Consider the following 26029-nt stretch of genomic DNA (forward strand, 5'->3'; position numbering starts at 1 on the left):
CTCAGCGACGGCTCAGGGCCAGACGGGCTGCAAAGGCCAGAAAAATGGCGCCGGTGGTACGATCCATCCAGCGAATAACCTGCTCTTTTCGCAGTATTGTCGCCAGCGGGCGCGTGGCGCTTATCAGTATCATCGACCAGCACGTCCCGATCGCTATATGGATACTGACCAGAATAAACGTCCAGAGTACCGGTGAGTGGCCCTGCGGAATAAACTGCGGCAAAAAAGAGACATAGAAAATGCCAATCTTAGGGTTGAGTGCGTTTCCGAGTACGCCTTTCAAAAACCAGTTTGCGCTATTTTTAGCGGTATGGTCAGCCAGTGTCAGCTGCTTTCTCGGGCGCAGCAGCATGTTAATGCCCAGCCAGCTCAGGTAAAGAGCGCCACAATATTTCAGCATGTCATAAGCCAGTTCTGACACTGCGATGAGTGCGCCCAGACCGAACGCAACGGCGGCTCCCCAGACCAGACAGCCGGTGCTGATACCCAGCGCCGCGTGAACCGCCTGTTTTCTTCCCTCAACCGTTGCCGTTCTCAGGACCAGCGCGGTATCCAGGCCCGGCGTCAGAGTCAGTAACAGCGCGGCAACGCTGAATGCCAGCAGCGCATCCATCATGATCATCATTTATCTCCTTAAGGCAACAGGTTTTCTCTGCTCCCGGGCTGCTAAGCAGCAGGTGTGTGCAGCATCATCTTCCCGGCCAGCGGGCGATCTGCAGCATATAGCGTTCGCGATGAACGCTCAATTACCGCCAGAGCGCAAAACGCACTGCTGCATACCCGACCCGGGGAAATAATCATCGCCCTGGTAATGGCCCGTCATACAGAAATAAATATCCGACGCCGCGATCTGCTGTGATAAAAAAGTTAAAACGGTGTCAGTGATAATAAAATAAAAGAGGCGAAGGTTTGCAGCCAGTAAATATATTAACGCCCGGCTATTCCTGCCGCGGGCTATAAGGGCGGCGGTGCCGGGGCGGATCACATGCTGCCGGAAACGGCCAGGCAGGCTATTGTATTCAGGAAGAAAGTGACAGCTACGGCATCGCCAATGTATTACCCGACAGGGCAGAAGGCTGCAGGTTAAAGCGGGCTGCCCGCATAATTAAAAAATCTCCTGAAATAACGTTGCTTTATTTCTATTCTGAACTATCTGTTTATAGGGACATCCGGTTAATTTTTATTCCACGAGGACTAATGTATGAAACGTAAAATAATGGTCGCTGCTGCTCTGTTTCTGGGAACACTTGCCTCTGGCTCCGTTTTAGCCGCGCAGGAGATCACTAAAGAACAGGCCAGCCAATATCAGGAAGTGGGCAAGATAAGCTCAATGAAAGAGCAGACTGCACCTTCAGATGCCAAAGCTGACCTGTCTAAAAAGGCAGATGAAATGGGCGGTAAATACTACGTGATTACCTCTGCAAAAGAAGGTTCAAAGATGTCAGCTACCGCTACCGTGTACAAGTAAAAGCGGGCCTGTTATATACCAGCGGCAGGCTATGGATGGCCTGCCTGACTTGCTCCGCCAGACCTCCCTGTTATCATCGCTGATACCTGCTGCCTGCCTCACCTTTTCCTGAATCGACACAATTTAACCCCATGTCATTGCCAGGTTTCCGTTTCTATCCATATGATTCTTCTGTTTTTTACAAAAAGTTACATTTTCGCTGGAATCTTTTAGAGAATTGCTAAAGCAAATGATTATCATTGCCATTCGCATAATGAATCTGGCTTCAGCCTGCCTGTGTTGCACGGATAACGATGATAACCAGCACAGAACGGCTTAACCTTATACCCACGCGTAATGGAAAATTTATGGCTTTTTATAGCAGGGAATCAGGGCTTAACAACCTCTTCAGCATCTCATTACTGGCACTGACCGTACATACTCTTCTTACTCCTGCCCGGGCAGCTGAGGAGGATGCACAGGAGATGATTGTCAGCACTAATCCGGCCGATAACAGTGCGCTCAGTAACCAGAACTATGCGGTGCAGACCACCCGCGCAGGCACGAAATTAATGCTGACACCGCGCGATGTACCGCAGTCTCTTAGCGTCGTGACACAGCAGCGCATGCAGGATCAGGATTTGCAGTCGGTTAATGATGTATTAACCAACGTTACCGGCATATCCACTAATCTTATCGACAGTGAACGCTCTGAGTACTATTCACGCGGCTTCAAAGTCAGCAACTTTACGTTTGATGGTATTCCGGCGTTAGTCAATGACGCATGGAATTACGGTGATGCAGCATCTGACTCCGCCATTTATGACCGCATTGAGATCGTGCGCGGTGCAACCGGCCTGATGACCGGCGCGGGCAGCCCGGCTGCTTCAATCAACATGGTGCGCAAACATGCCGACAGCAAAATCGCTACCGGGACGCTAAGTGCCAGCTATGGCAGCTGGCATAAGCAGCGTTATGTGGCAGATCTCTCTTCTCCGCTGAACGGGGATGGCAGCCTGCGTGGCCGCGTTGTGAGCGGCTACACTGACCAGCAGAGCTGGCTGGATCGCTATCAGAAGACTAAAAAGTTTATTTACGGTGTACTGGATGCCGATCTTTCCGAAAGCACCACCGTGTCGCTGGGGTATGACTACGAAGATAACAACACCGGCAATCCGACCTGGGGTGGTTTGCCGATGTTTTACAGCAACAATGCCACCACGCATTACGATCGCAGCCTGAATTCAGCAGCCAGCTGGGCACGCTACAATACCCACTCCCGTAAAGTCTTTGCAGATATTGAGCATCACTTTGATAACGGCTGGAATATGCATATCAACGGCACGCATGCCGAAAACAGGTTCAGCGATAAGCTGCTCTATGTGATGGGGAATCCCGATCGGGAGAGCGGTGAGGGGACGACCGGCTACGGCAGCATGGATCGCGGCAAGCGTAAACTGGACTCTGTTGATGGCTTTGCCAGCGGCCCCTTTGAGCTGGCTGGTCGTCAGCATCTGTTAATGGCGGGTGCCAGTTACAGTCGGCAGCACAATGCCACTTACAGTCAGGATGGTTTCAGCGATGCAGAAGCACGTGAGATCACTGCTGCAGATATGGGTATTTTTGATAACCACTGGCGCGGTAATGTAGCGGAGCCGGCGTGGCAGGGCTGGTATCGCAACGCCAATGACACGGTCCGGCAGAAATCCGTTTACAGCGCAGCACGTCTGTCGCTGGCCGATCCGCTGTCACTGATTGTTGGCGCGCGCTATACCCAGTGGAGCACCACCGGCAGCAGCGGAGAAATGACCAAGAATAACACCACACCTTATGCAGGGCTGGTGTATGACATCAATGAAACCTGGTCCGCTTATGGCAGTTACACCGCTATTTTCCTGCCGCAGACCTATCGCGATACCCGTGGCGGTTACCTGTCACCCGTAACCGGGAAAAGCTATGAAACCGGGCTGAAATCTGCCTGGAACGATGGCCTGCTCACTGCCACCGTGGCGATATTCCGTATCGAAGAGGATGATGTCGGTCAGGCGCTTGATGGGGTCTACCTGAGTGGCAGCGAGCAGGCTTATGTCGCCGCTAAAGGTGCTGTGAGTAAAGGCGCAGAGTTTGAACTGAATGGCGCACTGACTGACAATCTGCAACTGACGTTTGGTGCCACCCGCTACGTTGCGCGTGACAAACGTGGCCGCTTTAACAGCTACCAGCCGCAGACTTCCTTTAAGCTTTTTACCCGTTATCAGCTGGCTGCCATTCCTGATCTGACCATTGGCGGCGGCGTTAACTGGCAGAATCGGGTATTTAAGGATGTGACCAACGCCAGCGGTGAGAGCGTACGGGTGTATCAGGGCAGCTATCCGCTGGCTTCGCTGTTTGCCCGCTATCAGGTGAATAAGCAGGTTGCCGTGCAGGCCAACCTCGATAATCTTTTTGATCGCCACTATTACAGCTATATGAACAGTTACGTATATGGTGAGCCACGAAATGTGAACGTCAGTGTCTCCTGGCAATTCTGACTGCGCAACACTCAATATCCGCATTCAGGCATGCAACACGCTGACATGCCTGAATGCTTCCGTTATTACCCGCACGCTTGTCTCCTTTCTGCACGCTCAGGCCGCTCATCTATACTGACTATTCCAGCCGGACCTGCACCGGCATTCTGCCGGCAATCTAAAGTCCGGCACGCAGGTAAAAAGCGTTTTGATAATGTGGCCGTGTGAATGTGTTTATTACATAGCGCGTTCCTGCCTTATATCCCGGCAGAACGCAAGAACAAATAAATTTCTCACTATCCGGAAGATCACGAATGAAAATAACGCATTTTGTTTATTCTGCCCTGATTGGCGTTGTCGCCAGCTGCCGTTCAATGACGCCGATGGCAGCGCTTGCTGTGGCACGCCTTGCGAAGCGCGATACCTCTGGCACGCTGCTGCTGCTGGACCGGCCGCTATTTAAATATGGCGCGTTAGCGATGGGGATAGGGGAACTGTTTGGTGACAAAATGCAGTCAGCGCCGGACCGCACTGTATTTCCGGGTCTGTCTGCGCGCGTGGCCAGTGCCGGGATTGCCGGGGCCGCGCTGGCGCCCAGGGGAGAGGAAAAAACCGGGGCCGCGATAGCTATTTCTGCCGCTGTGCCACTGGCTTATGCCACGCTCGCAGCACGCAAAAAAGCCATAGCAGATATCGGGCAGACCAGAAGTGGCCTGATTGAAGATACGCTCATTGTTGCTCTCGGAGCTGCAGTGGTCTTTTTCGCCACGCGTTCTGACCGTCATTAATGACAGGATGATCCTGGCGGGTCACTATAAAGCGGGGCAGCTCGGGTTTCTGACTGAGGCCAGGATAAGACGTTGATGATGGGGTGAGGGCAGGTTATGTGCCTTTTATCCGTTCCTGCAGGTTTTACCTGAATAAACAACCGGGTGTCATCCCTGACAGCTTCTCCGGCCGGTACGCGTCGGACGCGCCCGTTATGAGGCTGGCTTATCTTCGTCGTTTTCCGGCCGGAGCCGGGCAACGTTTAGTGGTGTTTTCCGTCGTCGTCCGGGTCTGCTCTCATCGTTAAGTGCAGCCCACCCTGTTCACGCATATCAGTTTGAGAAAAACCATTAAGCCAGTGTTTGGCTTTTCTGATTTTCTCCGCTCTGACCGCGTTAGCGGCATTACCAGCCATCAAATCCAGCGCCTCTGTTAAAGTTTGCTGGTTAATGTCCTGTCCCGCCAGTGCAAGGTTGAGTGCTGCCTCTCCGATGACAGGTTTCTCCTGATCGTCGTCGTGTTCAAACACTGAATACACCTCCTGATACGCGTCAATGACAACCTCACCGTTAACTGTAGTTCCGGCATAAATAAAATGCCCGCCCCGGCAACGCATACGGTTTTAAGAACAGGGGTTAACAGTCGTGTTCAGCTTTTTTAGCGGTAATAACGCTGTTACGGTAACAATCAGCGGGCCCAAGGACGCGACCATTTGAGGCACGAACTTCCAGTGTCAACAGCGGCTCGCCGTTAACGTTATCCAGCAACACCGAATGCATTTCACCTTGTTTATACAGGTAACGCTCACCCCATTGCCGCATGGCAACCACAACGGGAAAGGCAGATCGACCCATGTCGGTCAGAATATATTCTTTATAGGCACTGCCATCGGAAGCAGGGCTGATCTCAAGTACACCTATCTCAATTAAGTGTTTTAAACGTGTTGCCAGTATGTTTTTTGCCAGCCCCAGGTTTTTCCGGAACTCACTGAATCTGCGCACATCGTCAAACGCTTCACGAAGGATCATGAAGCACCAGCGCTCACCAATCGACTCCACGGCCCGGGCAACAGGACACTCACTGGTCTGAAGCGATTTCTGTTTTGCCATTGCGTCGTCCTTATGTCGTTTTACGCCTGTCAGCATATCCAGCCTGAAAAGAAGTTGCAAAAAGAAACCTATACAGGTAGTTATAAAAGTGGTTTCAAATTAAAACTTGAGGGCAATATGGCTGAGATACCAGGCGGGGCAGCAGACGGCAAAAAAGGCATACCAGCAGAAGACAACCACACGCTTTCCTCCCGGGCAGTCCTGCTGTTTTCGTTAACGAGCGCGCTTGCTGTCGGAAATGTCTATATGGTGCAGCCCCTGCTGGAAGCGATCGCTAAAAGCCTGCATGTGGCCCCGGGCTCCCTGGGAAGCGTTGTCGCCATCACGCAAACGGGATATGCGCTGGGCCTGCTGTTACTGGTGCCGCTGGGAGACAGGTGCGATCGGAAAAAACTGGTGATCATTCAGCTACTGCTTTCTGCGGTGGCTTTAACCGTGGCGGCGCTGGCAACCCGTTTTATTATGCTGCTCTGCGCGTTGCTGCTGGTGGGGGTGATGGCCGTTGTCGCACAGGTTATTGTAGCGTGGGCGGCTACCGCCGCCGCGCCGTCACAGCGCGGCCGTGTGGTTGGCAGCATCACCAGCGGTATTGTACTGGGCATACTGCTTGCCCGGGTTGCTTCCGGCATGATTGCAGATATTGCAGGCTGGCGGGCAGTCTATTTCACGGCCGCAGGCTTGTTGCTGATGCTGACTGTTACGCTGTCGGTGCTGATACCAGCCCCGGGTTTACCACGGTTGCGTGCCTCATATCTTTCGCTTGTGCAGTCCATGTTTGCGCTTTTCATCACCGACTCCCGACTGCGTCAACGTGGAATCATGACTTTCCTGATTTTCACCGCTTTTAGCCTGATGTGGACCTCCATGGTATTACCCCTCGCCGCCCTGTCTGCCTCGCTTACCCAAACCGGTCTGTTTGGTCTGGCTGGCGTGGCCGGTGCACTGGCAGCTTCAAGGGCCGGGGTCTGGGCTGACAGGGGGAAAGGTGCCCACATAAGCGCTATTGCGCTGCTGCTGCTGACTCTGTGCTGGCTGCCGCTGGCAGGTCTTGAGAGATCCTGGTGGCTTTTACTCGCGGGCATTATGATGCTGGATTTTGCGGTTCAGGCGGTTCATGTGATCAATCAAAGCGCTATTCTTGCCGCCCGGCCTGAAACGGCAAGCCGGCTGGTTGGCGCCAACATGTGTTTTTACTCACTGGGTAGTGCGCTGGGTGCCATCACAGCAACGCATCTGTATGCGATATGGGGGTGGTATGCAGTCTGCTGCGCAGGCGCACTGATAAGCGTTTGTGCATTACTTTACGGGATAAAGGTATATCAGCAATGAAAGCACATCATCTGCTCTTCGCCAGCATGATCACAATCATCCGGAGCCGCAACTTTTTTGTAAACGTAATAGTTCACTTCGGCAAATTCACCGCGCTCCGCTTGCGTTATTGACTCATTGATCTGCGCTGCGTTCGCCGGGTTGCTAAACAGACCGATCGTTTCTATAAGCGACCCGACCTCTTCCGCATCGATTAGAAAAACATCAGGTACCGGTGTTATTTACCTTAAACGTCCGGTGGGTTTTAAAGCGCACAATATATACACAGATATGCGCTAAGAGCGAACAGTCATACCCTTATCCATTCATTTGAGTGAAGTAAACCATCCGGACAAAGCATCAATAAAGGGAATTTTTGAATATATTAAGTCCCAGGAGGCTGCAAAGTCTTCTGTGGCGTGTTCGTCAAAATATACATTCTGATAGCGTTGCCAGCGTCCGCTTCTGACTTAAAGCGGACCTTGTATCAGAACTGCATTACGGTTAACCGGCGTGAAGTTCGTAAACAACGCAGATCTCATTGTAATGCTGTTCTTTTGCTTTGTAAGTCATGCCTAATCGCTGCATTACTCTATGAGAGGGGATGTTGTCAGGGTCGGCGACAGCCACCAGGTAGGTTGCGCCCGCCTGCGTTACCGCGAAATCTATAATCGCTTTAGCGGCCTCCGTCGCATAGCCTTTACCATTCTGTTCAGGAACAAGCCGCCAGCCAATCTCTAAGGGGGCATCCTCAACGTTTGCCAGGTGCTGGAGGCAGGCTGCACCAATGAACACGCCGGAACGCTTATGTTTGATCGCCCACCATGAAAACCCGTATTTATCCCAGCGGGCCTGCACACGCCTGATACTTTCCATGGTCTCTTCCGGGGTTTTAACTACACCTTTGTTGATATAACGCATCACGCTGGCATCATTATCCATCGCCCTGAGCCCCTGATAGTGAGAGTCATTAAAAGGTTCGAGCTGTAAGCGCGCAGTTGCTATTTCCATTTAACACTCCTTTTTATGCGGCGATGTTAACCTTGTGCCCCGCTTTCAAAAAAATAACCTATTACGCAGTAAACAGCATCACCTTCCGGCATAAGCCGGCGTTATTTTCAATGCTGGTTAATGAAATCTTTAAGGGGCCCGGTTAATTGACTGTTATCCTGATCGCCTGTTTCAACCTTATCTCAGATGCCTCAGTTAGCGTTTTTGCCGGGCGGGTTATCCGGCATCCGGCAACGTCAAAATTGCTGGCGCTTGTTCAGGAAGGAACTCCCCCGAAATTCAGTGAAGGTTTAGGAATGTACAACCTGCTTATTGCATTGATCACTCTCAGAAAGAATCGCTTCGTTTTTTTGAAAGCGCGCAGATTTTTCGCGACTCGCTTTTAACGATCTCATTCTGACCTGTCATATGCAGATCTTCCGGGATATAGCACGGCAGGCAAGTCCGGCTCATGCCTCTCTTTTTCCCTGTCTATACTGACTAATGCACTTCTGATTTCCCTGCAAGGCTGTCCGGGGTTAATAGCCTGACGTCAGCCATCGTATAAATATTCCGGAGAACAATATGCATAAGAATAAAACCCTGAAACGCGTGCTGGCCCTGTCGGCAGTAGTAGCAATGTTTAGCACGGCTGGCGTGTATGCTCAGACGCCAGCCAGCGCAGCACAGAATGGCGCTGCCAGCCAGAGTATGTCGGGCGGCAAACTGAGTAACGGCGATGAAAAAGCGCTGAAGGATATGGCGCAGGCCAATATCAATGAAGTCGCCGCCGGCAAAATCGCGCTGAACAAAGCGGAAAGTAGCGACGTAAAAGCGTATGCGCAGAAAATGGTAGACGATCATAGCGCTGCTCTCACCAAAGTTCAGACAGTCGCTGAACAAAAAGGCGTAACGCTGCCAACTGAGCCAGACGCTAAGCACAAAACTATGGCCGCTAAACTGGAAAAACAGAGCGGCGCTGAATTTGACAAGATGTATATGACAAACGCCGGCACTCAGGATCACAAGATGGTGCTGTCGACCCTGCAGAGTGACGCAAAAAAGATTAAGGACCCTGACGTCAAAGCGCTGGCTGACGCGCATACGCCGGTTGTCGAGGAACATCTGAAGTCTGCTCAGGAGATGTCACAAGCCGGTAAATAACTACCTTACAGTCCCCTGAGATGTAAATATAAAGCGTTGCAGTAAAAACGTTGTGAGTGTCAGCATTAAAGAACAGGCGCGGTTTTTACACCTAAAGAAGCCGCATAACGCCCGCCTGGACGCTGTCGCAAGCTGACACTCACTTTACGGGTTGTTCGCCAGAATAGATCCGCAGCTGATGTTCGCACAGCTACAGCGTCATCATGCCAGGTTCCGCTCTCACACAAAGCGGACAGATGCAGACGTCGTAAGTCTTTATCAATCACGCGTATATTTAGCTCAACAGGGTGCAGCAAGATGCAGCCGGGCACTGATGCATCCTGTTTCTGACAATGGATCCTGTATCCTGTATAAAAATCGGGAGAACATCATGCCTGACATGGTCGCCAGATCTGCCAGGTCACTCACTGCTGTTATCCGGTGCGGGTTTATCAGCTGATCGATGCCACCCGGCACAGGCACGGATTCTGCAGCATTAACGGTCCCGGCATCAGACCTTTAAAACCGACTTACTTTCATCTGCAAAGAGACATGAATATGGCTTCGCATTCTACAGAACCCGAACATTCTCCGGCGATCCCTTCCTCAGAAACCGCCGGCTCCGCTCAGGGGTTCCTTGCCAGCATCGTAGGGGCTACAGCGCTTGCGCACGGCTGTAATGACATGATTCAGGCCGTATTGCCCTCAATCTATCCCATGCTTAAGGCAAGCTTTACGCTCACGTACGCGCAGATTGGCCTGATATCTTTTGTATACCAGATAACGGCGTCTCTGCTTCAGCCCTGGGTAGGCCTTTACACCGATAAACACCCCAGACCCTTTCTGCTCCCTGCGGGCATGGGCGTCACCCTCATGGGGATCGGGTTGCTCGCGGTTGCCGGGAATTTCATGATGATTTTACTTGCCGCGGCGATGATTGGCGTTGGCTCGTCCGTTTTCCATCCGGAAGCCTCACGCATCGCCCGCATGGCGTCGGGAGGACGCTTTGGTACCGCGCAGTCCGCTTTTCAGGTCGGCGGGAATGCGGGATCGGCGTTTGGTCCTCTGCTGGCCGCACTGCTGATTATTCCTCATGGCCAGCTTTCTGTGGCCTGGCTAATGCTGTGTGCGCTGGTCGCCATTGTCATTCTGACCCGGCTTAGCCAGTGGTCCGCCCGCCACGGTCAGGCGCACATGAAGCGCCACAGCAGCGCCGCGCTGCAGACATTTTCCCGGGCAAAAGTTTTTCAGGCGCTGGCTGTGGTCAGCGTTCTGATGTTCGCTAAATTTACCTATATCGCCTCACTGAGTAACTATTTTACGTTTTACCTCGTGCACCGCTTCAGCATGCCGCTGGAGCACGCGCAGTTCTGCCTGTTTGCATTTCTTGCAGCCGTGGCGGTCGGCACTTTTGCCGGCGGACCGATCGGCGATCGCATTGGTCGTAAGGCGGTGGTGTGGATTTCATTTTTAGGCGTTATCCCTTTTTCGCTGTTACTGCCCCATGTAGGTCTGGTATGGACTATTGTGTTCACCATTTTTATCGGCCTGATCCTCTCATCGGCATTCTCTGCGCTGGTGGTATACGCTCAGGAAATCGTTCCCGGTCGTGCAGGAATGGTAGCCGGGATCATGTTTGGCACGATGTTTGGTATCAGCGGGCTCGCCGCTGCGGGTCTTGGAAAAATGGCGGATGTCTATGGCATTGAGTGGGTTTACAGCCTGTGTGCTTTCCTGCCTTTGCTGGGCTTCGCTACGCTGTTCATGCCGGATACAAAGCGCAGCCGGTGATACTCTAAAAGTGATACCGTTTCTGACACAGAGCGGACTGATGCCGGGTGGCAAGGTCCGTTATGAGCCAGAGGCGGGTGGTCTATTCCGGTTTTACGCTACGGCTGACTGAATAGCCTCAGCGTCCCGTTTGTCTTCAGGCGTGCGCACCACCCGCCAGAAGACGGGCGCAGTGAATGCCTGCGCAATATTAAGCTTTGACCACTCAGCCCATCGATCAACGTCGGTTTTAGCTAACAGCTCAGCAGGCCAGAAGCTTTCACTCCCATACCGATGAGCGAGATAACGCAATATCGCGCCTGTTTCCCACAGAGGGGGATTCGCGTCATCCTGCAAGACCGGTACAGTACGATTGGGATTAAGGGCGTAAAACGCCTCAGAGTCTGTGCCGCCATACTTATGCCCTGCATCGTGACGTTTATACGGCAGACCCATTTCGCCTATGCACCACATCAGCGCCTGCACATTCGATGATGTTTTCCTTCCCCATACTGTCAGCATCGGGCTCTCCTGTTTAATCCTGTTCGCGCAGCATTTTACCGACGTTGCCGCCCGGATGAACGTTCAGCAGCCGCTTCTGATCGAAGCCGTTACGCAGCATAATGTTGCCGCACAGCGCATCAAATACCGCCAGCACCAGCACAATAGAGGTAGTGGCTAACATATTAAGCGGGTCGATTTCACGCTGAATATGCGTTTTCACCACCAGCGTGGCGGCGCGGGCAATGGCTGAGTCCGGATTCTCCGTCACGCTAATAATCGTCACGCCTTTGGTTTTAAGCGTCGGCAACAGGCGCGTCAGCTCTTCAGAGTTGCCGCCCCGTGATATCAGGATCATCAGGTCGTTGCTGCGCATGAAGCCCAGATCGCCATGGGCCGCATCGGTAGCGCTGAGATACACCGCCGGCTGCTCGACGCATGCCAGCATGTGGGCGATTTTTCGGGCAGCAATGCCCGAGGTACCAACGCCCGTCACGGCAATTTTTCCCTGGCAGCCGGTGACCAGCATCAGCAGCTGCTGCCAGGTCGCGGCATTGAGATGACGCTGCAGCGCCAGTAACTCCTGGCTGTAGGTCTGCCAGCCCTGACACGCCAGGGCAAATTCTTCATCCGCAGTCATTGCGATTCCCCCTGCATCAGATGCCGGTATTTCATACTGTCGTGATACATCTCATGGAAGACGCGGTACTTACGATCGTAATACTCTTTGATTTTGTTTGTCTGGGGCGTGATGGTCTTACCGATACGGCTCATGGCGGCCATCGCTTCTGGCAACGAGTCATAAGCGCCCGCCGCGACGGTGCCCATCATAGCGCTGCCAAGCAGCATCGCTTCACTCTCTTCCGGCAACAGCATTGCGCAGCCCGTTGCGTTGGAGTGCTCCTGCACAAAGATTGGGTTTTTGATGCCGCCGCCACACGCCATCATCGTATCAATGCAGTAACCATTCTGGTTCATGGTTTCAATAATGTGGCGAGTGCCGAGCGCCAGCGCCTGTATGGTAGCGAGATAATGCAGCGCCATGTCTTCCGGCGTGCGTGACAATTTCAGGCCCGTCAGCGTGCCAGTCAGTGTCGGGTTGGCGCGCGGTGAGCGATTGCCGTGAAAATAGGGCAGCATATGAATATCTTTAGTCAGAAACGCAATATTCTCAGATTCGCCCGCCATGTTGCGCAGAATGCCGTTGAGGACCTCATAAATGTTTTTACCGCTGTCTTTGCCCTGTTTAAGCAGATCCTGATAGCAGGGGTGCGACTGAATCACATGGTCAATCAGCGCGCCGGTAGTGGATTGTCCGCCTTCATTCAACCAGTAATCTGGCAGGATCGCCGAATAATAGGGCCCCCAGATGCCGCCGATATAGCGCGCGCTACGCGACATCGCCATATGCGCCGTAGATGTGCCGCCAATGAGTGCGATGCGGTTGTCAAAATCCGCTGATTCGCCGGATGCACCGCTGGCGCCAAGAATGCCAAGACTGCCTGCGTGAGCATCAATAATCGAGACGCTGACCGCGGTACCCGCTATCAGTCCCATTTCTGCGGCAGCGCGCTGTGTCAGCCCATGCCCCAGCGGCTCACCCATAGCTTTTACTTCGCTGCCGATTTTTGATGCGTTGTTTTCCAGCAAATCTTCCAGACCGATCTGACGAAAATAACCTGGATCCCAGCGGTCTTCATGACCGATATAGGTCCATTTGCAGACGGTGGAACATAACGAGCGCGTAGGGTCCTGCGTGGCGCGCCAGGTAAGAAAATCTGGCAGGTCGAACAGATGCCCGACGTTGTTCCAGGTGGTCGGCATGTGCTGTTTCAGCCAGAGCAGTTTGGGCGTCTGCATCTCCGGCGAGATAATTCCACCAACGAACTCCAGCACGCGATGGCCGGTGGCATTGATGCGTTCTGCCTGAGTGATGGCGCGATGATCCATCCACACTATGATGTTTTGCTCACTGCGTCCGGACGGACTGACAGTCAGGGGTTTGCCCTCTTTATCCAGCACCACCAGCGAACAGGTCGCGTCAAAACCGATGCCTTTCACCTGAATCGGATTGATATCGGCCTGGCTGATTACGTCTCTCACCGCGTTACAGACGGACTGCCAGATCTCGTCGGAAGACTGCTCAACAAAATCAGCTTTCGGGCGGTATAACGTGATTTCACGGCTGGCCTGACCGAGCATACGGCCAGTCATATCGAAAACACCCGCGCGGGCGCTGCCGGTTCCTACGTCTACGCCAATAAAATAACTCGCCATGTTCTTTCCTTTCTGAGAAAGCTTTCGCTTATGATTTTCTGTTTTGCAGTGCGATAAACAGGATCAGGACGCAACCCCACAGCGCCATAGTCAGGTAACTGCTGACGCCCATCAGATTCAGGCCGCTCTCCAGCATTTGCAGGACGATGAGCGCCAGTACCAGCCCGATAACCCGGCCAAAACCGCCGTCGGGATTAATTCCGCCGAGCACAGAGGCCAGAATGGTCACCAGTAAATAGGCGTCGCCGTAGCCCGCTTTCGCCGAGTTAAATTTGGACATCATCAGCAGTGCTGCACCCCATCCGAGCAGCGCAGAAAGCACGTACACTGCGATGGTGACTTTGTGCGTGTTAACACCGCTAAAACGTGTAGCCTGTTCGTTGGAGCCCATCAGATACAGGCTGCGCCCCAGCGTGGTATGTTCCAGCAGGACCCACAGCAGCAGCGCTACCAGCAGGAATAACAGCAGGGCAACCGGAATGCCCATCAGGCTGCCGTTACTGAGATACTGAATCGCCGCCGGAAAGCCGGAAAGCACTGCGCCGTTGGTCAGCAGAATATTCAGCCCGGCGATCAGCGTCATGGTACCGAGCGTCGCCAGAATCGGCGAAACGCCGATATACGCGATCAGCGCACCATTGAGCACGCCAATGGCTACCGCTACGGCCAGTCCGGCGAGCAGCGCCAGCGCGAAATATTGCGGCTGGTCAGGGTGCGCCACCAGAATGGCCGCCATCACCAGCGAGCAGGCATTGGCACCGGCGATGATCGAAAGGTTGATACCGCCGGTAAGCATGGTGATCCCCATTCCCAGCGCCAGCATGCCCAGAATCGGTAACTGTGAAGCGATCGACTGGAAATTGCCGACGCTGTAGAAGCTGCCGCCCAGCGTGAACGAGAACAGCACGGCAACGGCGACGATAATCAGCAACTGCAGACGGATGATGCGGTCGCCGGGGAAGAGCCGGTTTAAGGTTGTCATGTCACATTCCCTTTGCCAGTTTGCGTTTTTCATTCCACGCGGTGCTGCTGATGCTGACCAGAATGATCACGCCGCTGAATACCTGATGCCAGTAAGATGAAATGCTGAGTAAGGTCAAACCATTCTGCAGAAAGGCCAGCAGCATTACGCCCAGAATGGTGCCGGTCAGCGAGCCACGCCCGCCGGTCATGCTGGTCCCGCCTAAAACTACAGCGGCCAGGACCGTCAGCTCATAACCGAGCAGGGAGTTGGGCGCGACCGACTGAGTGATTTGCGCCTGCACCACGGCAGCAATGCCCGCCAGCAAACCCATAAAACCGTAGACGTAGAAATGCAGCCGCAAAATATTCAGACCAAGACGCGAAGCGGCATCACGATTGCTGCCCATAGCGTAAATCTGACGACCCACGCGGGTCCGGTTCATCAGTACACCGGTAGCGATGATCACCCCCAGCAGGCTGAGAAGCGGCAGGGTGAGGCCATAGTCGTAACCGTCGGCGGCGGTAAAGGAGAACCAGTTAATGCCGTTCATAAACCAGTCGGGGAAACCGTACAGCCAGGTGCCGTTAGTGAGATACACCAGCAAACCGTAGAACAGGTTCAGTGTGGCGATGGTGATAATGATGGCCGGCACGCGCAGCCAGTAAACCAGAAAACCGTTGACCAGCCCAAGTAGCAAACCGGTACCCATCGACATAGCAAATGCCAGTGGGAAGCTGCCGCCGTGATGGATGATGTAACTCGCCATCACATATTGGCCGATGGAGGTTACGGCCGGGAAGGAGATGTCGATACCTCCGGCAATCAGCACCACAAACAGACCGCAGGCCAGGATGCCGAGAATGGCGTAGCTGGTGGCGACATCCGTCAGGTTACCCAGCGTCATAAACTCGCTGGTGCGGACGCTCAGACCAATCACCAACAGCAGAACCAGCAATCCCAGCCAGAATTCGTGCTGTGAAAACAGTTTCGAGAGCGATTTATTACCCATTGATCACCTCCGCAATCTGCGCTTCGCTGCTCTGATGCGGCGCAAATTCCGCTACCAGTTCACCTTTGCGCATAACCAGCACGCGATGGCTGTTGTAATACGCTTCCGGGATCTCATCGCAAATCATCAGCACCGCCATGCCGGACTCTGCCAGATCGCGCGCGATGCGGTAAATTCCCTCTTTGTTGGCAATATCCACGCCGACAGTCGGCGAATCGAGGATCAGGATATGTGGCCGCGTCGCTACCCATTTGGCGATGGCGATACGCTGTGCATTACCGCCGGAAAGCGTTTTCACGGGCAAGCTGCTGTCCGAAACTTTAATGTTCAGGTCACGAATCAGCTCTTTCACCACCTGGGCGGCTTTGTGGTGATCCATCAATCCGGCGCGGGTGTGCAGTTTGTCAAAAATGGATACCAGCGTGTTGTCGTAAATGGATTGCTCCATGATTAGCCCCTGCGTCAGACGGTCTTCTGACACATAGGCAATACCGTGCCGGATAGCGTCACGGTTAGAGTGGAATTTCACTGCATTACCGTTGATACGGATCTCGCCGCTGTCCGGTTGACTCATGCCGAACAGGCTGAGGCAGAGTTCCGTACGCCCGGAACCGAGCAGGCCAATAATCGATGTGATCTCGCCCTGACGCAGCGACAGCGAAATATCATGATACTGGCTCTTGCGGCTCAGATGGCGGACCTCCAGCAGCGGCGTCACCCCGGCGGGTGCCCGATGCGGCAGGTGGCTGTAGGTAAAGCGCTGCCCGGTCATCAGGAACGCCAGCTCGTTGCTGTCGAGTTCGCTCGCCGGCCAGGTGCCGACCAGTTTGCCGTCGCGCATCACGCTGATACGGTCGGCCACTTCCATTACTTCATCCAGACGATGGCTGACAAACACCACGCAGATACCGGCGGCTTTCAGCTCACTTACTACCCGCAGCAGGCCATTGACCTCAGTGCGGGTCAGTGATGCCGTGGGTTCATCCATGATCACCAGCGTGGCATCAGCGGCGATTGCGCGGCATATTGCCACTAACTGACGGTCGGCGATTGAAAGCTTTTCTACTTTACGATCCGGATCCAGAGAAACGCCGACCCGTTGCATCGCCGCCACAGCCTTTTTGCGCATTGACTCACGATGTACCCAAAAATCACCGCCCGGAAGATAACGATTAATAGCAATATTTTCGGCTACCGACAGATTTGGGAAGAGAGACAGATCCTGATAAATAACCTGAATACCGTACCAGGAAGAGAGCTGCGGCGTCAGGGTATGAAATAGTTTTCCGTCCAGCGTAATCGCCGCGCCTTTTTCCGGCTGATAGACGCCGGAAATAACTTTAATTATGGTGCTTTTGCCACAGCCATTCTGACCGGCCAGACAATGCACTTCGCCTTTATTGAGCGTCAGGCTGACATTATCCAGTGCTAATACGCCGGGAAACTTTTTACTGATTTTCTCAAGGCTGATAAAGGCTTCAGCAGGGGCAGGGGGCGTGTTGAGCGTATCCATCACAGATCCTTAAGCATACTGATTATATTCGGGCTGGGGCTTTGGCTGCACTTACTCCTGCGGATCACTGACGGATGTGATCGCAGGAATTCATGCACACCCAATCCGGGTTATTTAGGATATAGGTTTTCAATCTCTCAGTAGAAATTCAGATACAGCACAGCATACAACGCCGTATCTGTTTCTATTTGCCTGGTGTAGCGCGGGAGATAATATATCTCCGGAAAATAAAATAATTAAAATGACCCATCAGAAGCCAAGTGATTTCGCATTCTCTGGTGTGACTTCAAGAATTTTATTAAAGCGGATCACTTTTTTGTCCATATCTACATCGGCTTTGCCCAATTTTTCGATACTCAGCTCTTTAGTCACTTCTTTACCCTGAAGCAGCTGATCGGCAACTGTCACCAGGGCGTAACCGGCATCTTTCGGATCCCACAGCAGAACTTTCTTAATATCACCGCGCATCAGGTAAGGAGCCGCCTGGCCTGGCATAGCGATACCGACAACTGCAATTTTGTTTTTTGCACGTTTCTGCTGAACAGCCTGACCGGCACCGATAGGGCCGAGCGAGCCGAAACCGATAATCCCCTTCAGGTCAGGGTAGGTTTTCATTAAATCCAGCGTGGTGGAGTATGACTTATCAATATTTTCGGCCACCGGCAGACGTGAAGTCACTTCATGCATGTCCGGATACTTCTCTTTCTGATATTTAATCGCAGCATCCGCCCACGCATTGTGCAATGGCACGGTCAGAGAGCCGACATAAATGGCGTAACCCCCTTTGCCACCCATATCTTTTGCCAGCTCATCCATGTTGGCCTGAGCATATTTCTGGCTGTCGATGGTTTCGACATCCCACTGGCCAATTTGCTGATCGGGCGATTCATGCGTTAATACCACGATGCCCTGATCGCGGGCTTTTTTCAGCACCGGTTCCAGCACTTTAGCGTCATTGGGTACCACAATGATTGCGTTAACTTTTTTAGCGATCAAATCTTCAATAACCTTGACCTGCTGGGCCGGATCCGGGGTAGACGCACCGACCTGGTATGCGTTGACATCCAGTTTCTGCGCGGCTTCTTTTACGCCGACCTCCATACGGGTAAACCAGGGAATGCCCGTAACTTTGGCAACGACGGCGATATCGTAAGGTTTGGCGGCAAATGAAGGTGTTGTAAATAACATGCATGCTGAAACCACACATGCACTGACTAATGCGAGGTTAAATTTCATTTCGGTACCTTTCTTATGAGGTTCTGATAAAGGGGACAGGCGACAGCTTTCACATCCACGTTCTGAGATTAACGTAAGGGGATATCGCTTTTCGCTCGCCCTTGAGCGAAATGTGAGCAATGCCCAAAATTGTTAAATTAGGTGGTTTTTTATGTAAAAAATAAGTTATAAAAATGCGTTTTGAGCCAGGTTACTATTTTACGGGGCTAAGATCTTATCTTTAATTAACATTTATTACGTATTTTATTAACAATAAATTAACTTAACCGACCGTCGGCGGTGTTTTTATCTTCAGTCTGGTAGCGGCCATGCTTTTTATTTGAGCAGAGTGTGAACAGGGTCACGAAGGCAGCGGGCAGGCCCCGGTTTCGCCTTGCGGCAAACCGGGAAGCGACGTAAACCGTCCGGTTGTGGCGCTAAGCGGACATCATGACGGTGTGACGTGTGTATTAAGGTATTTACTTTTTCATACAGTGATTCTCACCTGACATATCATCTCATCGATCAGTGTCAATTCTGGACAAAGTAGTGGTGCGTCATATGTTTATCGCGTTAGTCTGACCGCCTGGAAGGACCACAAGCAAGAAGCGTTGTATGGAAATTATTTTAATGCGTCATGGAAAGCCCGCTTTTACAGGCTCTGCGAAAGTAACGAGCCGTGAAATGTCCAACTGGATTGCAGATTATGATCGTTCTGATACAGGAGAAGATATACCGCCTGAGTCCAGTAAATCATTGGCGTTCAGCGCATCGCAAATCCTGAGTAGCCCTCTTCCCAGAGCACTTTCTTCCCTGAAAGCATTAGACCTTGAACCGGATGTCATTGATGAGGTTTTCAGGGAAGCAGATCTGCCGGTATTTCCTATGCCCGGTTTCAGGCTATCCCCGACCGTATGGGCTGTTTTTTTCCGCGTCATGTGGTTATGCGGCATATCCCGTGACGTAGAGCGCGTTGGAATAGCAAAGAAACGTGCTATTCAGGCTGCGGGTATCCTTGCAGCGTTTGCAAAAAGATCTGACGGCCCCGTGCTGCTTATGGGACATGGAGTAATGAATCGGCTAATTGCAAGGGAACTGAGGTCGTTGGGTTTCAAAGAATATCGTTATCAGGGTAGTGGTTACTGGAACGCAAGTAGCTACAGGCTTCAGTAAGTAAATATGGAAAGGGCACATCTGGCCTATTCAGACATTGGAAATGAGTCGTTTCGCTTTGATCGAAAATTATACTATCAATCGTTGTGCTGCTTGTCTGGGGACATGTATGCTTTCTGCCCCTTCTGAATGTGAAGGAACACATATGCTCTCTACGTCAGGATCACCTTCCTGATGCCTTAGCACGCGCCATACCTGCATATGCACGCTCAGAATCCGCAACCACAAAGATAACCTGCATCGTCATTTTTACGGCCGGACCGGTGAGAGCTGCTCTACCCAACGCCGGGCCGTGACCACGTAGTTCCGATATAGAAATCAGCTCAACGGTTTTTCTGTTCTCCGGAGCACGTCGTCCAGGGTGTCTAAGCATACAGGAATAGAATCTTTTCTGACTGCAACAGCAGTACCCGGGTCCGGACAGTAGTATGTTCAATTAAGCCATTCAGATATGTTTGCTCACAGCGAACATTCAGGTTTTCTATAATTGATATTGGTTTACGATGCAGCCGCGCACAGCAGGTAATTGTATGATAAAAAAAGCAGATCACGTCGGATTTTCAGTCAGAAGCATTGAAGAGTCATTATTTTTCTGGACTGATATTCTTGGCGGAAAGTTATTACGCGAAGGAAAAATGTCTGGGCCTATCATTGATGAAGTGACAGGCGCAAGGGGCGCTGATGTGCGAATGGCGTTGCTTGAACTGGCTGGCATCAAAATTGAATTACTGCAATACGATAACATCAAACAGCCAGAAGAACCTTCAGTACCTTATATCCCTGGCTATGCTCACCTTGCATTTATAGTTGAGGATATTGATACGCTCTTGAGTAAAGCATCTGAGTATGGCTGGAAGACACCAGGTAAACCGCAGACAATCTTATCAGGCCCCATGCAGGGAACCAGAGTAATCTATTTACAAAGCCCCGATGGACAGACGCTAGAGTTGATGGAGCAGGGTCAATAAAGTCCACATCGTGTCACCGCGTACTGGTATGACGCACATGCAGGCGGTTACCGGGTCAGGCATCATTCTGCAGCGCGACGACCGGAGCTGCTGAACAGGGCTGGGCTATTCAAGGTTAATCACGCGCAGGCCTGACCAGCACCGCTCTCCGGCACCGGTTATCAGCACGACGGGCGCCTCACTGAAGCTGCTCAGCAGGGTGCATACCCGGCTCATTAAATCCGTAATCTTTTCAGAACCCACGTAGACGAACTCGTCCGTCGGCAGGGCATACGTGAACCCCCGCCTGCAGACGACGCTTCGTGAAAAACCGTTCTCAAGCATGGCAAACATCAGCTCAATGTGCGCTTTTTCGGTCTGCTCCTTTAGCTCAATCCGGACTGTATAACTGGTCATAGCGATACCTGACAGATGTATAATTTAAGATAACTTAAATTATAGGTGTTCCTGAACAAATAACGGGTAATTGAGATATGTCCTAAGCAAATACGCTTACTGTTCTGAGCCCCGTCCTGATCAACTCCGGGAGAACTCAGCCCGCTGCGTATCTTAACGTCCGCAAAGAGTGAGGAGCGGATGTTCGTGGTTATCCGATAGTGGGGAAGAGTTTGCTTATGAGGTCGTATATTCATTTGCAGGCAGCAGGTCAGGTCACTCGCGATCGATGCGACTGTTGCCGTAAAGGCTGCATTCAGGCAACCTGCGCTTTCCCTTACCCATTCTGCCAACCTCACGTGATCCTGCGGACACTCTCTTTCAGCATTAAAGTGCATTCGTGCCACTGTCTATCAGGGTTTCCTATCCCTGAGTGACTGGCCGCATGAAGCTTCGTTCATAACTTATGATGCTTCGATTAACCTGTTCAGTTGCAAAGACAGAAAGGCATTCAGGATCTCTCTTCATTTCTTCACGATATGCTTCATATGCCGCAAGGCTGGGAAAACTAAAAAGAGCATAGGCCAGATTGTTAGCTCCCTCGTGAGGCAGGTAATAACCGTGATGATTTCCCCCCATACGATTCACAATAGGAATCCATGCCCGCGCGTAAGACTCAAACTCATCCAGCTTATAGGGATCTATGACGTACTTTAGAAAACAGGTGACCATATCAGTGATGCCTTAAGATAAGAGGGTGATTAGGGATAGATTACTGACCACTATAAAACCTGCAAAAATCACGATGTTTTATCACAACACCACCGTGGTGCCCTTACCTGGTGCCATGACAACGTGAAGTTAAGGAAGCTCTGTAGACATAAAAACACTTACCCTCTTATTAAAACAGTGATATTTGCAACGTCTGCTTCTGGCACAGTGCGGACTGTCGGTGCTGAATGCCCACTATGAGCGAAAAGCGGACTGATTTGCAGGCCCATGTCCGCAAAGAGCAAAAAGCGGACAAATTAATAGATATTGGCAAGCTTGAATATTCTGGAACACTGGCATTCAGTTTAGCTATGCCCAGGGGTTATTTTATCCAGGCTTGCACTGCGCCACATGCGGAGTAAGCGATGTCGGGAATGAGGGTATCCTTCCCGCATAAGTTGAAGAGATGTGAATCGCGTTACGTCGAAATGGCGGAAGGCATTACGTTTTTCACACCATGCCGCAAGCACAATATCTCCTGAGAAATAACCTAAAGCGAAAGGCCATATCGTTCTTTCACTCACATTACCTGACCTGTCTGTATAACCTGTCCGGATTTTCTGTCTCCGCCTGATGGCGCTTCGAAGAGAGTTCAGATTTTCAGGATTGTGATGGGCAACCTGAGTCTTTCCGACTAATAGCGTCGAGTCATCAAACAGCGTCTTTAGCTGTGGAGGCAGACCTTGCCGGATCTTGCCCGTCACCTCAGAAGCTGCTTTTGCTATACCCGCATCACCATATACAGCTACCCATCGCAAACCGAGCGCCAGCGCGTCAAGCTGCTCAGGGGTAAACATCACAGGCGGCAAATGATGGCTCCGGGAAAGCAGAAATCCCGTGCCGGCTTCACCTTGAATGTCTGCCCCCTGAGCACGCAGTGCGTGAACATCACGGTAAAGCGTGCGAAGGCTGATGGAAAGCTCTCGAGCAAGCCAGTGTCCGCTTACCGGATAGCGATGCTGATACAAAATCTGCAGAAGATTGAGTAGGCGCTCTGCACGCTTCGGTCCCGATGCTGACATGTTCTGTCAATGCTCCATGCAATAGTGAAGTCTCATTCTTTTTGACGCGAGAGACTCATGATACTTAACCTGATCATTCTTTATGTTGATGACCCGATTGTCAGCAGCAGATTTTATCAAAATCTATTCAATACAGAACCAGACGTGATGCTTCCGACGTGGGCGGCTTTTTCCTTCAATAACGGCCTGAATCTTGGGCTATGGTCAACAACGGCTAGTGACTTTGTATCCTGCGGTAAGGGTAACCGGACTGAGTTGAGTTTTATGGTTAAAGACATTCAGACGGTTGATGCGCTTTATCAGCAGTGGTCAGACAGCGGTGTGCAGATAGAACAGCGACCCAAACAGGCTGTTTTTGGCAGGACGTTCGTTGCGCTTGATCCTGACGGGCACCGTATCCGGGTATGTATACCGGATTAATAAGTAAAGACGCTTACCTGCCCATGTTTAAACCTGAAGCATCCGGTTTTGGCACAGGGCTGCTGTTGCAGCCCTGACAAATTAGACTTCAATCGACTCTGATATTTCTAAGGCATCATCTACTTCGATGCCCAGGTAACGTACTGTGCTTTCGAGTTTTTTATGACCCAAAAGTAACTGAATAACACGAAGATTTTTCGTTTTTTTATAGATCAGATATGGCTTGGTTCTGCGCATGGAATGCGTACTGTAGAGCGTTTCATCGAGACCCAGCTTCTCAATCCATCCATGAAAAATACGGTTATATTGTCTGGTTGAAATGTGTCTTGAGGAACCAATGCGGGACTGAAAAAGATAGTCGCTACTACGTAAATGAGCCATTTTGATCCATGCGGATACAGTCTCTCTGGTTCCCTTCGTCAGTTCAAACTGAACAGGGCTGCCCGTTTTTTGCTGCAGCACAGTCGCTCTGCCCGACACAGCGTGTCCATAGGCGACATCAGAAACTTTCAACTTAACCAGATCGCAGCCCCGAAGTTTACTGTCCAGAGCCATGTTAAACAGAGCCAAATCGCGGACTTTTCCTTCCAGTTCAAGACGGATACGAATCCCCCAGATATGAGGGATCTGAAGAGGTCGTTTCTGGCCAATAAGGCGGCTTTTGTTCCAGGGGGATACTGTCATGTTCAATCTCCATTGAGTTAGGAGATGTGATTATGGTTGTCTCATTTGAGCGAGGAGCGGAAGTTAGACCTGCAGAAAGCGTCGTAGAAAAGTTCTGACTGCCTCACCGCAGGCGTTCTCGGCTAGGCGTTTCAGAATTATAAGCCGTTGAAAATATCATTATTAAAGTATATTTATCCTGATTGACTAAACTACAAACATGGGGATTTTAATGACAATAAAAATACGAAGCGTTGAAGCGGAGGATGCGGAGCATTTTCAGAAAATAGCTTCTCAGGATAGGATACAGGAAAACACTCTCGGTATGCCATTACCATCCCTGAAGCACTGGAATGACCATCTCGCTCGCAATGGAAAAGACGGAATTTATCATTTTGCCGCCTTACTGGATGGCTCTGTTGCTGGAATCTTAACTATAGAAAACCCTCAACACCCGAGATTAAGGCATAAAACAATTTTTGGCATTTTTACAGATCAAACCCTCTCTGGCAGAGGCATTGGCTCTGCGTTAATAGCCTTTTGCGTCAAATATTCATTCGACTGGCTTGCTGCCAGAAAAATTGAGCTGGAAGTCTTTTCAGATAACGAAGCTGCGATTGCATTATACAAAAAGTTTGGTTTCGAAGAGGAAGGCCTCAAAAAAGAGTCCGCACTAAGAAAAGGAAAATATGAGGACGTACTGCTTATGGGACTGCGTGCTCCTTATTAGCATATGAGCACTAAGGCACACTTTGTTATGCCTCAAAGATTAACATCCGCTTCTGGCACAAAGCGGACAGTGTTTCCTGCCTCACGTATCGTGTTCCTGTCAGCCAGAAATATCAGTTTCATTTTCCGGTACGCCAGCTCTGACACGGGTTGCCACCAGACTGGCCGCGAGTATAAAGACGAGGCATAACAGCGCCTGCACCCGAAGAGCAATATGGTTATCAATCAGAACGCCCATGATGACCGGAGAGGCACCACTGGCAAGCACGGTACCCGCCTCAACAGCCGAGCGCACCTTTGCCAGTTGCGCGGGGCCAAAGAGCTGTACCCATAGCGCAGTCGCCAGTGAGGACGCAATGGCTGACGATATACCGGTCATGATGAGGTAAAACGGCGTGACCCATACGCTGTTACTGAGCCACAGCGCCAGCATGCCAGCGCCCTGCGGCAGCAGAAACCACGGCAACAGACGGCGTGGCGTCAGCCGGTCTATCAGCGGACCAAATGATAACAGGGAAACCGCCTGCGTTATCGCGTAGGCAATAAACCATCCTGCAACCCACGACAGTGCCCATCCTTTCTCCTCTGCCAGACGCGCCTGATGGAAAAAGAAGCCTGTGGTGATGAAAGGTGACGCCAGCACGGCGGGCAGAGCAAAAAGCAGATTCCGGTTCTTCCATACTGACGCTTCGCGAACCTTCTCTGCGCCCCGCTTTCTGAACGTCCGCAGCGGCTTTTCGGCAGCGCGCGGAAGGCAGCTGACAGCCAGCGCAACGCCGGCCACCAGGACCGCAGCGTTTATCAGCCAGGCAGTGCGCCATCCCGTCAGAGCGTTAATCTGCACGGCAGCTAACGGAAACAGCGCCTGTGCCAGCGACAGGCCCAGCGCGATGGCGCCCAGTGCCTTGCCAGCATCAAGCGGAAACTGGCGCGCAGTCGCCGTCAGGGCGGTGTGCACCATCAGCCCCTGCCCGCCGAGGCGAAGCAGGTAAAAGCCTGCACAAAGCATCCATGCCGCCTGCGCACCGGAGACGAGCAGGCACGCCGTCACCAGCAGCAGGGTAACGGCCAGGGTGAAGCGACGGGTGGTAGTGTAATCAATCATCCGGCCTGCCCATGTCAGGGTGACGGCACTCATCACGGTGCCCGCGGCATAAAGGCCGCCCAGTCCGCCGTCGCTGAGCCCGAATGCCTGACGCAGGTCCTGCCCGTAAAGCGATACGAAGTAAGTCTGTCCAAAACTCGACATGGCCATCAGTATCGCGCCAAAGGCGAGATGACTGCCGTGCTGATACATAAAGCGAAACAGCTGATGCATGATATTCCCTGAGCACGGCTGACAAAGGCGCCGCACAAATGAACTGCTCCGGGACTTGTGTTCCGG

Annotated in this window: 26 protein-coding genes and 1 pseudogene; 11 read left to right on the forward strand and 16 right to left on the reverse strand. The window is 51.9% G+C overall.

Features of this window, described 5'->3' with window-relative positions; translation table 11 throughout:
* Position 1: 1 nt before the first annotated feature.
* Positions 2 to 622, reverse strand: a complete 621-nt coding sequence (locus BBA90_RS01755) for a LysE family translocator (protein ID WP_065647604.1) — start codon at positions 620 to 622, stop codon at positions 2 to 4.
* A gap of 579 nt (positions 623 to 1201) precedes the next feature.
* Between BBA90_RS01755 and BBA90_RS01765 the strand changes: the two genes are divergently transcribed.
* From BBA90_RS01765 to BBA90_RS01775, 3 genes are all read left to right on the forward strand, one after another.
* Complete coding sequence (locus tag BBA90_RS01765; protein WP_065647606.1) at positions 1202 to 1468, forward strand: YdgH/BhsA/McbA-like domain containing protein; 267 nt, start codon at positions 1202 to 1204, stop codon at positions 1466 to 1468.
* Between the two features lie 347 nt (positions 1469 to 1815).
* Positions 1816 to 3978: a ferric-rhodotorulic acid/ferric-coprogen receptor FhuE gene (gene fhuE / locus BBA90_RS01770; protein WP_075050692.1), complete on the forward strand. Its 2163-nt coding sequence runs from the start codon at positions 1816 to 1818 to the stop codon at positions 3976 to 3978.
* A gap of 293 nt (positions 3979 to 4271) precedes the next feature.
* Positions 4272 to 4745 (forward strand): hypothetical protein, encoded by a 474-nt coding sequence (locus tag BBA90_RS01775; RefSeq protein WP_065647608.1) that lies wholly within the window; start codon positions 4272 to 4274, stop codon positions 4743 to 4745.
* 242 nt (positions 4746 to 4987) lie between these two features.
* Here the strand turns inward: BBA90_RS01775 and BBA90_RS01780 are convergent, their stop codons facing one another.
* Positions 4988 to 5254 carry a hypothetical protein gene (locus tag BBA90_RS01780; protein WP_065647609.1) on the reverse strand — a complete coding sequence of 89 codons (267 nt, stop codon included), beginning with the start codon at positions 5252 to 5254 and terminating at the stop codon, positions 4988 to 4990.
* Positions 5255 to 5360: 106 nt separating this feature from the next.
* Positions 5361 to 5834: a winged helix-turn-helix transcriptional regulator gene (locus tag BBA90_RS01785; protein ID WP_065647610.1), complete on the reverse strand. Its 474-nt coding sequence runs from the start codon at positions 5832 to 5834 to the stop codon at positions 5361 to 5363.
* A gap of 117 nt (positions 5835 to 5951) precedes the next feature.
* Here BBA90_RS01785 and BBA90_RS01790 point away from each other — a divergent pair, with 117 nt between their 5' ends.
* A complete protein-coding gene (locus BBA90_RS01790; RefSeq protein WP_084798736.1) occupies positions 5952 to 7163 on the forward strand; it encodes an MFS transporter in 1212 nt (403 codons plus the stop codon).
* 483 nt (positions 7164 to 7646) lie between these two features.
* Here BBA90_RS01790 and BBA90_RS01795 read toward each other — a convergent pair whose 3' ends face one another.
* Positions 7647 to 8153, reverse strand: a complete 507-nt coding sequence (locus BBA90_RS01795) for a GNAT family N-acetyltransferase (RefSeq protein ID WP_065647611.1) — start codon at positions 8151 to 8153, stop codon at positions 7647 to 7649.
* A 146-nt stretch (positions 8154 to 8299) separates the two neighbouring features.
* Here BBA90_RS01795 and BBA90_RS19395 point away from each other — a divergent pair, with 146 nt between their 5' ends.
* The 3 genes from BBA90_RS19395 (at position 8300) to BBA90_RS01805 (ending at position 11066) form a co-directional block, all read left to right on the forward strand.
* Positions 8300 to 8539 carry a hypothetical protein gene (locus BBA90_RS19395; RefSeq protein WP_139074146.1) on the forward strand — a complete coding sequence of 80 codons (240 nt, stop codon included), beginning with the start codon at positions 8300 to 8302 and terminating at the stop codon, positions 8537 to 8539.
* A 178-nt stretch (positions 8540 to 8717) separates the two neighbouring features.
* Entirely contained in the window at positions 8718 to 9296 is a 579-nt protein-coding gene (locus BBA90_RS01800) for a DUF4142 domain-containing protein (RefSeq protein WP_065647612.1), read from the forward strand.
* Positions 9297 to 9833: 537 nt separating this feature from the next.
* The gene (locus tag BBA90_RS01805) at positions 9834 to 11066 is read left to right on the forward strand and encodes an MFS transporter (RefSeq protein WP_065647670.1); all 1233 of its coding nucleotides are present in this window, start codon (positions 9834 to 9836) and stop codon (positions 11064 to 11066) included.
* 99 nt (positions 11067 to 11165) lie between these two features.
* Here the strand turns inward: BBA90_RS01805 and BBA90_RS01810 are convergent.
* The 7 genes and pseudogenes from BBA90_RS01810 to BBA90_RS01840 all read right to left on the reverse strand — a co-directional run.
* Positions 11166 to 11567 (reverse strand): annotated as a pseudogene (locus BBA90_RS01810) (glutathione S-transferase); the annotation flags it as partial.
* A gap of 13 nt (positions 11568 to 11580) precedes the next feature.
* Positions 11581 to 12186, reverse strand: a complete 606-nt coding sequence (locus BBA90_RS01815; protein WP_065647613.1) for a KpsF/GutQ family sugar-phosphate isomerase — start codon at positions 12184 to 12186, stop codon at positions 11581 to 11583.
* Entirely contained in the window at positions 12183 to 13823 is a 1641-nt protein-coding gene (locus tag BBA90_RS01820) for an FGGY-family carbohydrate kinase (RefSeq protein ID WP_065647614.1), read from the reverse strand. Before BBA90_RS01820 ends, BBA90_RS01815 begins: the two co-directional genes overlap by 4 nt.
* A 28-nt stretch (positions 13824 to 13851) precedes the next feature.
* Positions 13852 to 14805: an ABC transporter permease gene (locus BBA90_RS01825; RefSeq protein ID WP_065647615.1), complete on the reverse strand. Its 954-nt coding sequence runs from the start codon at positions 14803 to 14805 to the stop codon at positions 13852 to 13854.
* A gap of 1 nt (position 14806) precedes the next feature.
* Positions 14807 to 15796 (reverse strand): ABC transporter permease, encoded by a 990-nt coding sequence (locus BBA90_RS01830; protein ID WP_065647616.1) that lies wholly within the window; start codon positions 15794 to 15796, stop codon positions 14807 to 14809.
* On the reverse strand, positions 15789 to 17309 hold the full coding sequence (locus BBA90_RS01835; RefSeq protein ID WP_065647617.1) for a sugar ABC transporter ATP-binding protein: 1521 nt from the start codon (positions 17307 to 17309) through the stop codon (positions 15789 to 15791). Before BBA90_RS01835 ends, BBA90_RS01830 begins: the two co-directional genes overlap by 8 nt.
* Positions 17310 to 17558: 249 nt before the next feature.
* Positions 17559 to 18545 (reverse strand): autoinducer 2 ABC transporter substrate-binding protein, encoded by a 987-nt coding sequence (locus BBA90_RS01840; protein ID WP_065647618.1) that lies wholly within the window; start codon positions 18543 to 18545, stop codon positions 17559 to 17561.
* 594 nt (positions 18546 to 19139) lie between these two features.
* On the opposite strand from BBA90_RS01840, the gene BBA90_RS01845 reads away from it, so the two are divergent.
* Positions 19140 to 19697 (forward strand): histidine phosphatase family protein, encoded by a 558-nt coding sequence (locus BBA90_RS01845; RefSeq protein WP_240484873.1) that lies wholly within the window; start codon positions 19140 to 19142, stop codon positions 19695 to 19697.
* A gap of 530 nt (positions 19698 to 20227) precedes the next feature.
* Positions 20228 to 20665, forward strand: coding sequence for a VOC family protein (locus tag BBA90_RS01850; RefSeq protein ID WP_065647619.1), 438 nt, complete (start codon positions 20228 to 20230; stop codon positions 20663 to 20665).
* 105 nt (positions 20666 to 20770) lie between these two features.
* Here BBA90_RS01850 and BBA90_RS01855 read toward each other — a convergent pair whose 3' ends face one another.
* The 3 genes from BBA90_RS01855 to BBA90_RS18520 all read right to left on the reverse strand — a co-directional run bounded on the left by BBA90_RS01855 (position 20771) and on the right by BBA90_RS18520 (position 22833).
* Positions 20771 to 21061 (reverse strand): hypothetical protein, encoded by a 291-nt coding sequence (locus BBA90_RS01855; protein ID WP_065647620.1) that lies wholly within the window; start codon positions 21059 to 21061, stop codon positions 20771 to 20773.
* Between the two features lie 402 nt (positions 21062 to 21463).
* The gene (locus BBA90_RS01860; RefSeq protein ID WP_065647621.1) at positions 21464 to 21772 is read right to left on the reverse strand and encodes an NIPSNAP family protein; all 309 of its coding nucleotides are present in this window, start codon (positions 21770 to 21772) and stop codon (positions 21464 to 21466) included.
* 344 nt (positions 21773 to 22116) lie between these two features.
* On the reverse strand, positions 22117 to 22833 hold the full coding sequence (locus tag BBA90_RS18520) for a helix-turn-helix transcriptional regulator (protein ID WP_075050693.1): 717 nt from the start codon (positions 22831 to 22833) through the stop codon (positions 22117 to 22119).
* Positions 22834 to 22890: 57 nt separating this feature from the next.
* On the opposite strand from BBA90_RS18520, the gene BBA90_RS01870 reads away from it, so the two are divergent.
* On the forward strand, positions 22891 to 23253 hold the full coding sequence (locus BBA90_RS01870; RefSeq protein WP_065647623.1) for a VOC family protein: 363 nt from the start codon (positions 22891 to 22893) through the stop codon (positions 23251 to 23253).
* 81 nt (positions 23254 to 23334) lie between these two features.
* On the opposite strand, the gene BBA90_RS01875 is transcribed toward BBA90_RS01870, so the two are convergent.
* Positions 23335 to 23937 (reverse strand): tyrosine-type recombinase/integrase, encoded by a 603-nt coding sequence (locus BBA90_RS01875; protein WP_065647624.1) that lies wholly within the window; start codon positions 23935 to 23937, stop codon positions 23335 to 23337.
* 211 nt (positions 23938 to 24148) lie between these two features.
* Here BBA90_RS01875 and BBA90_RS01880 point away from each other — a divergent pair, with 211 nt between their 5' ends.
* Positions 24149 to 24646 (forward strand): GNAT family N-acetyltransferase, encoded by a 498-nt coding sequence (locus BBA90_RS01880; RefSeq protein WP_065647625.1) that lies wholly within the window; start codon positions 24149 to 24151, stop codon positions 24644 to 24646.
* Positions 24647 to 24745: 99 nt separating this feature from the next.
* Here the strand turns inward: BBA90_RS01880 and BBA90_RS01885 are convergent, their stop codons facing one another.
* Positions 24746 to 25963 carry an MFS transporter gene (locus BBA90_RS01885; RefSeq protein WP_065647626.1) on the reverse strand — a complete coding sequence of 406 codons (1218 nt, stop codon included), beginning with the start codon at positions 25961 to 25963 and terminating at the stop codon, positions 24746 to 24748.
* Positions 25964 to 26029 lie beyond the last annotated feature (66 nt).

Source organism: Pantoea eucrina (assembly GCF_001691555.1).
Taxonomy (GTDB): domain Bacteria; phylum Pseudomonadota; class Gammaproteobacteria; order Enterobacterales; family Enterobacteriaceae; genus Pantoea; species Pantoea borealis.

What these genes read in the sequence shown, in the direction of transcription:
- BBA90_RS01755 (WP_065647604.1), bottom strand. Translation starts at nt 622, where the DNA reads ATGATCATGATGGATGCGCTGCTGGCATTCAGCGTTGCCGCGCTGTTA.
- BBA90_RS01765 (WP_065647606.1), top strand. Translation starts at nt 1,202, where the DNA reads ATGAAACGTAAAATAATGGTCGCTGCTGCTCTGTTTCTGGGAACACTT.
- fhuE (WP_075050692.1), top strand. Translation starts at nt 1,816, where the DNA reads ATGGCTTTTTATAGCAGGGAATCAGGGCTTAACAACCTCTTCAGCATC.
- BBA90_RS01775 (WP_065647608.1), top strand. Translation starts at nt 4,272, where the DNA reads ATGAAAATAACGCATTTTGTTTATTCTGCCCTGATTGGCGTTGTCGCC.
- BBA90_RS01785 (WP_065647610.1), bottom strand. Translation starts at nt 5,834, where the DNA reads ATGGCAAAACAGAAATCGCTTCAGACCAGTGAGTGTCCTGTTGCCCGG.
- BBA90_RS01790 (WP_084798736.1), top strand. Translation starts at nt 5,952, where the DNA reads ATGGCTGAGATACCAGGCGGGGCAGCAGACGGCAAAAAAGGCATACCA.
- BBA90_RS01795 (WP_065647611.1), bottom strand. Translation starts at nt 8,153, where the DNA reads ATGGAAATAGCAACTGCGCGCTTACAGCTCGAACCTTTTAATGACTCT.
- BBA90_RS01800 (WP_065647612.1), top strand. Translation starts at nt 8,718, where the DNA reads ATGCATAAGAATAAAACCCTGAAACGCGTGCTGGCCCTGTCGGCAGTA.
- BBA90_RS01805 (WP_065647670.1), top strand. Translation starts at nt 9,834, where the DNA reads ATGGCTTCGCATTCTACAGAACCCGAACATTCTCCGGCGATCCCTTCC.
- BBA90_RS01815 (WP_065647613.1), bottom strand. Translation starts at nt 12,186, where the DNA reads ATGACTGCGGATGAAGAATTTGCCCTGGCGTGTCAGGGCTGGCAGACC.
- BBA90_RS01820 (WP_065647614.1), bottom strand. Translation starts at nt 13,823, where the DNA reads ATGGCGAGTTATTTTATTGGCGTAGACGTAGGAACCGGCAGCGCCCGC.
- BBA90_RS01825 (WP_065647615.1), bottom strand. Translation starts at nt 14,805, where the DNA reads ATGACAACCTTAAACCGGCTCTTCCCCGGCGACCGCATCATCCGTCTG.
- BBA90_RS01830 (WP_065647616.1), bottom strand. Translation starts at nt 15,796, where the DNA reads ATGGGTAATAAATCGCTCTCGAAACTGTTTTCACAGCACGAATTCTGG.
- BBA90_RS01835 (WP_065647617.1), bottom strand. Translation starts at nt 17,309, where the DNA reads ATGGATACGCTCAACACGCCCCCTGCCCCTGCTGAAGCCTTTATCAGC.
- BBA90_RS01840 (WP_065647618.1), bottom strand. Translation starts at nt 18,545, where the DNA reads ATGAAATTTAACCTCGCATTAGTCAGTGCATGTGTGGTTTCAGCATGC.
- BBA90_RS01845 (WP_240484873.1), top strand. Translation starts at nt 19,140, where the DNA reads ATGGAAATTATTTTAATGCGTCATGGAAAGCCCGCTTTTACAGGCTCT.
- BBA90_RS01850 (WP_065647619.1), top strand. Translation starts at nt 20,228, where the DNA reads ATGATAAAAAAAGCAGATCACGTCGGATTTTCAGTCAGAAGCATTGAA.
- BBA90_RS01855 (WP_065647620.1), bottom strand. Translation starts at nt 21,061, where the DNA reads ATGACCAGTTATACAGTCCGGATTGAGCTAAAGGAGCAGACCGAAAAA.
- BBA90_RS01860 (WP_065647621.1), bottom strand. Translation starts at nt 21,772, where the DNA reads ATGGTCACCTGTTTTCTAAAGTACGTCATAGATCCCTATAAGCTGGAT.
- BBA90_RS18520 (WP_075050693.1), bottom strand. Translation starts at nt 22,833, where the DNA reads ATGTCAGCATCGGGACCGAAGCGTGCAGAGCGCCTACTCAATCTTCTG.
- BBA90_RS01870 (WP_065647623.1), top strand. Translation starts at nt 22,891, where the DNA reads ATGATACTTAACCTGATCATTCTTTATGTTGATGACCCGATTGTCAGC.
- BBA90_RS01875 (WP_065647624.1), bottom strand. Translation starts at nt 23,937, where the DNA reads ATGACAGTATCCCCCTGGAACAAAAGCCGCCTTATTGGCCAGAAACGA.
- BBA90_RS01880 (WP_065647625.1), top strand. Translation starts at nt 24,149, where the DNA reads ATGACAATAAAAATACGAAGCGTTGAAGCGGAGGATGCGGAGCATTTT.
- BBA90_RS01885 (WP_065647626.1), bottom strand. Translation starts at nt 25,963, where the DNA reads ATGCATCAGCTGTTTCGCTTTATGTATCAGCACGGCAGTCATCTCGCC.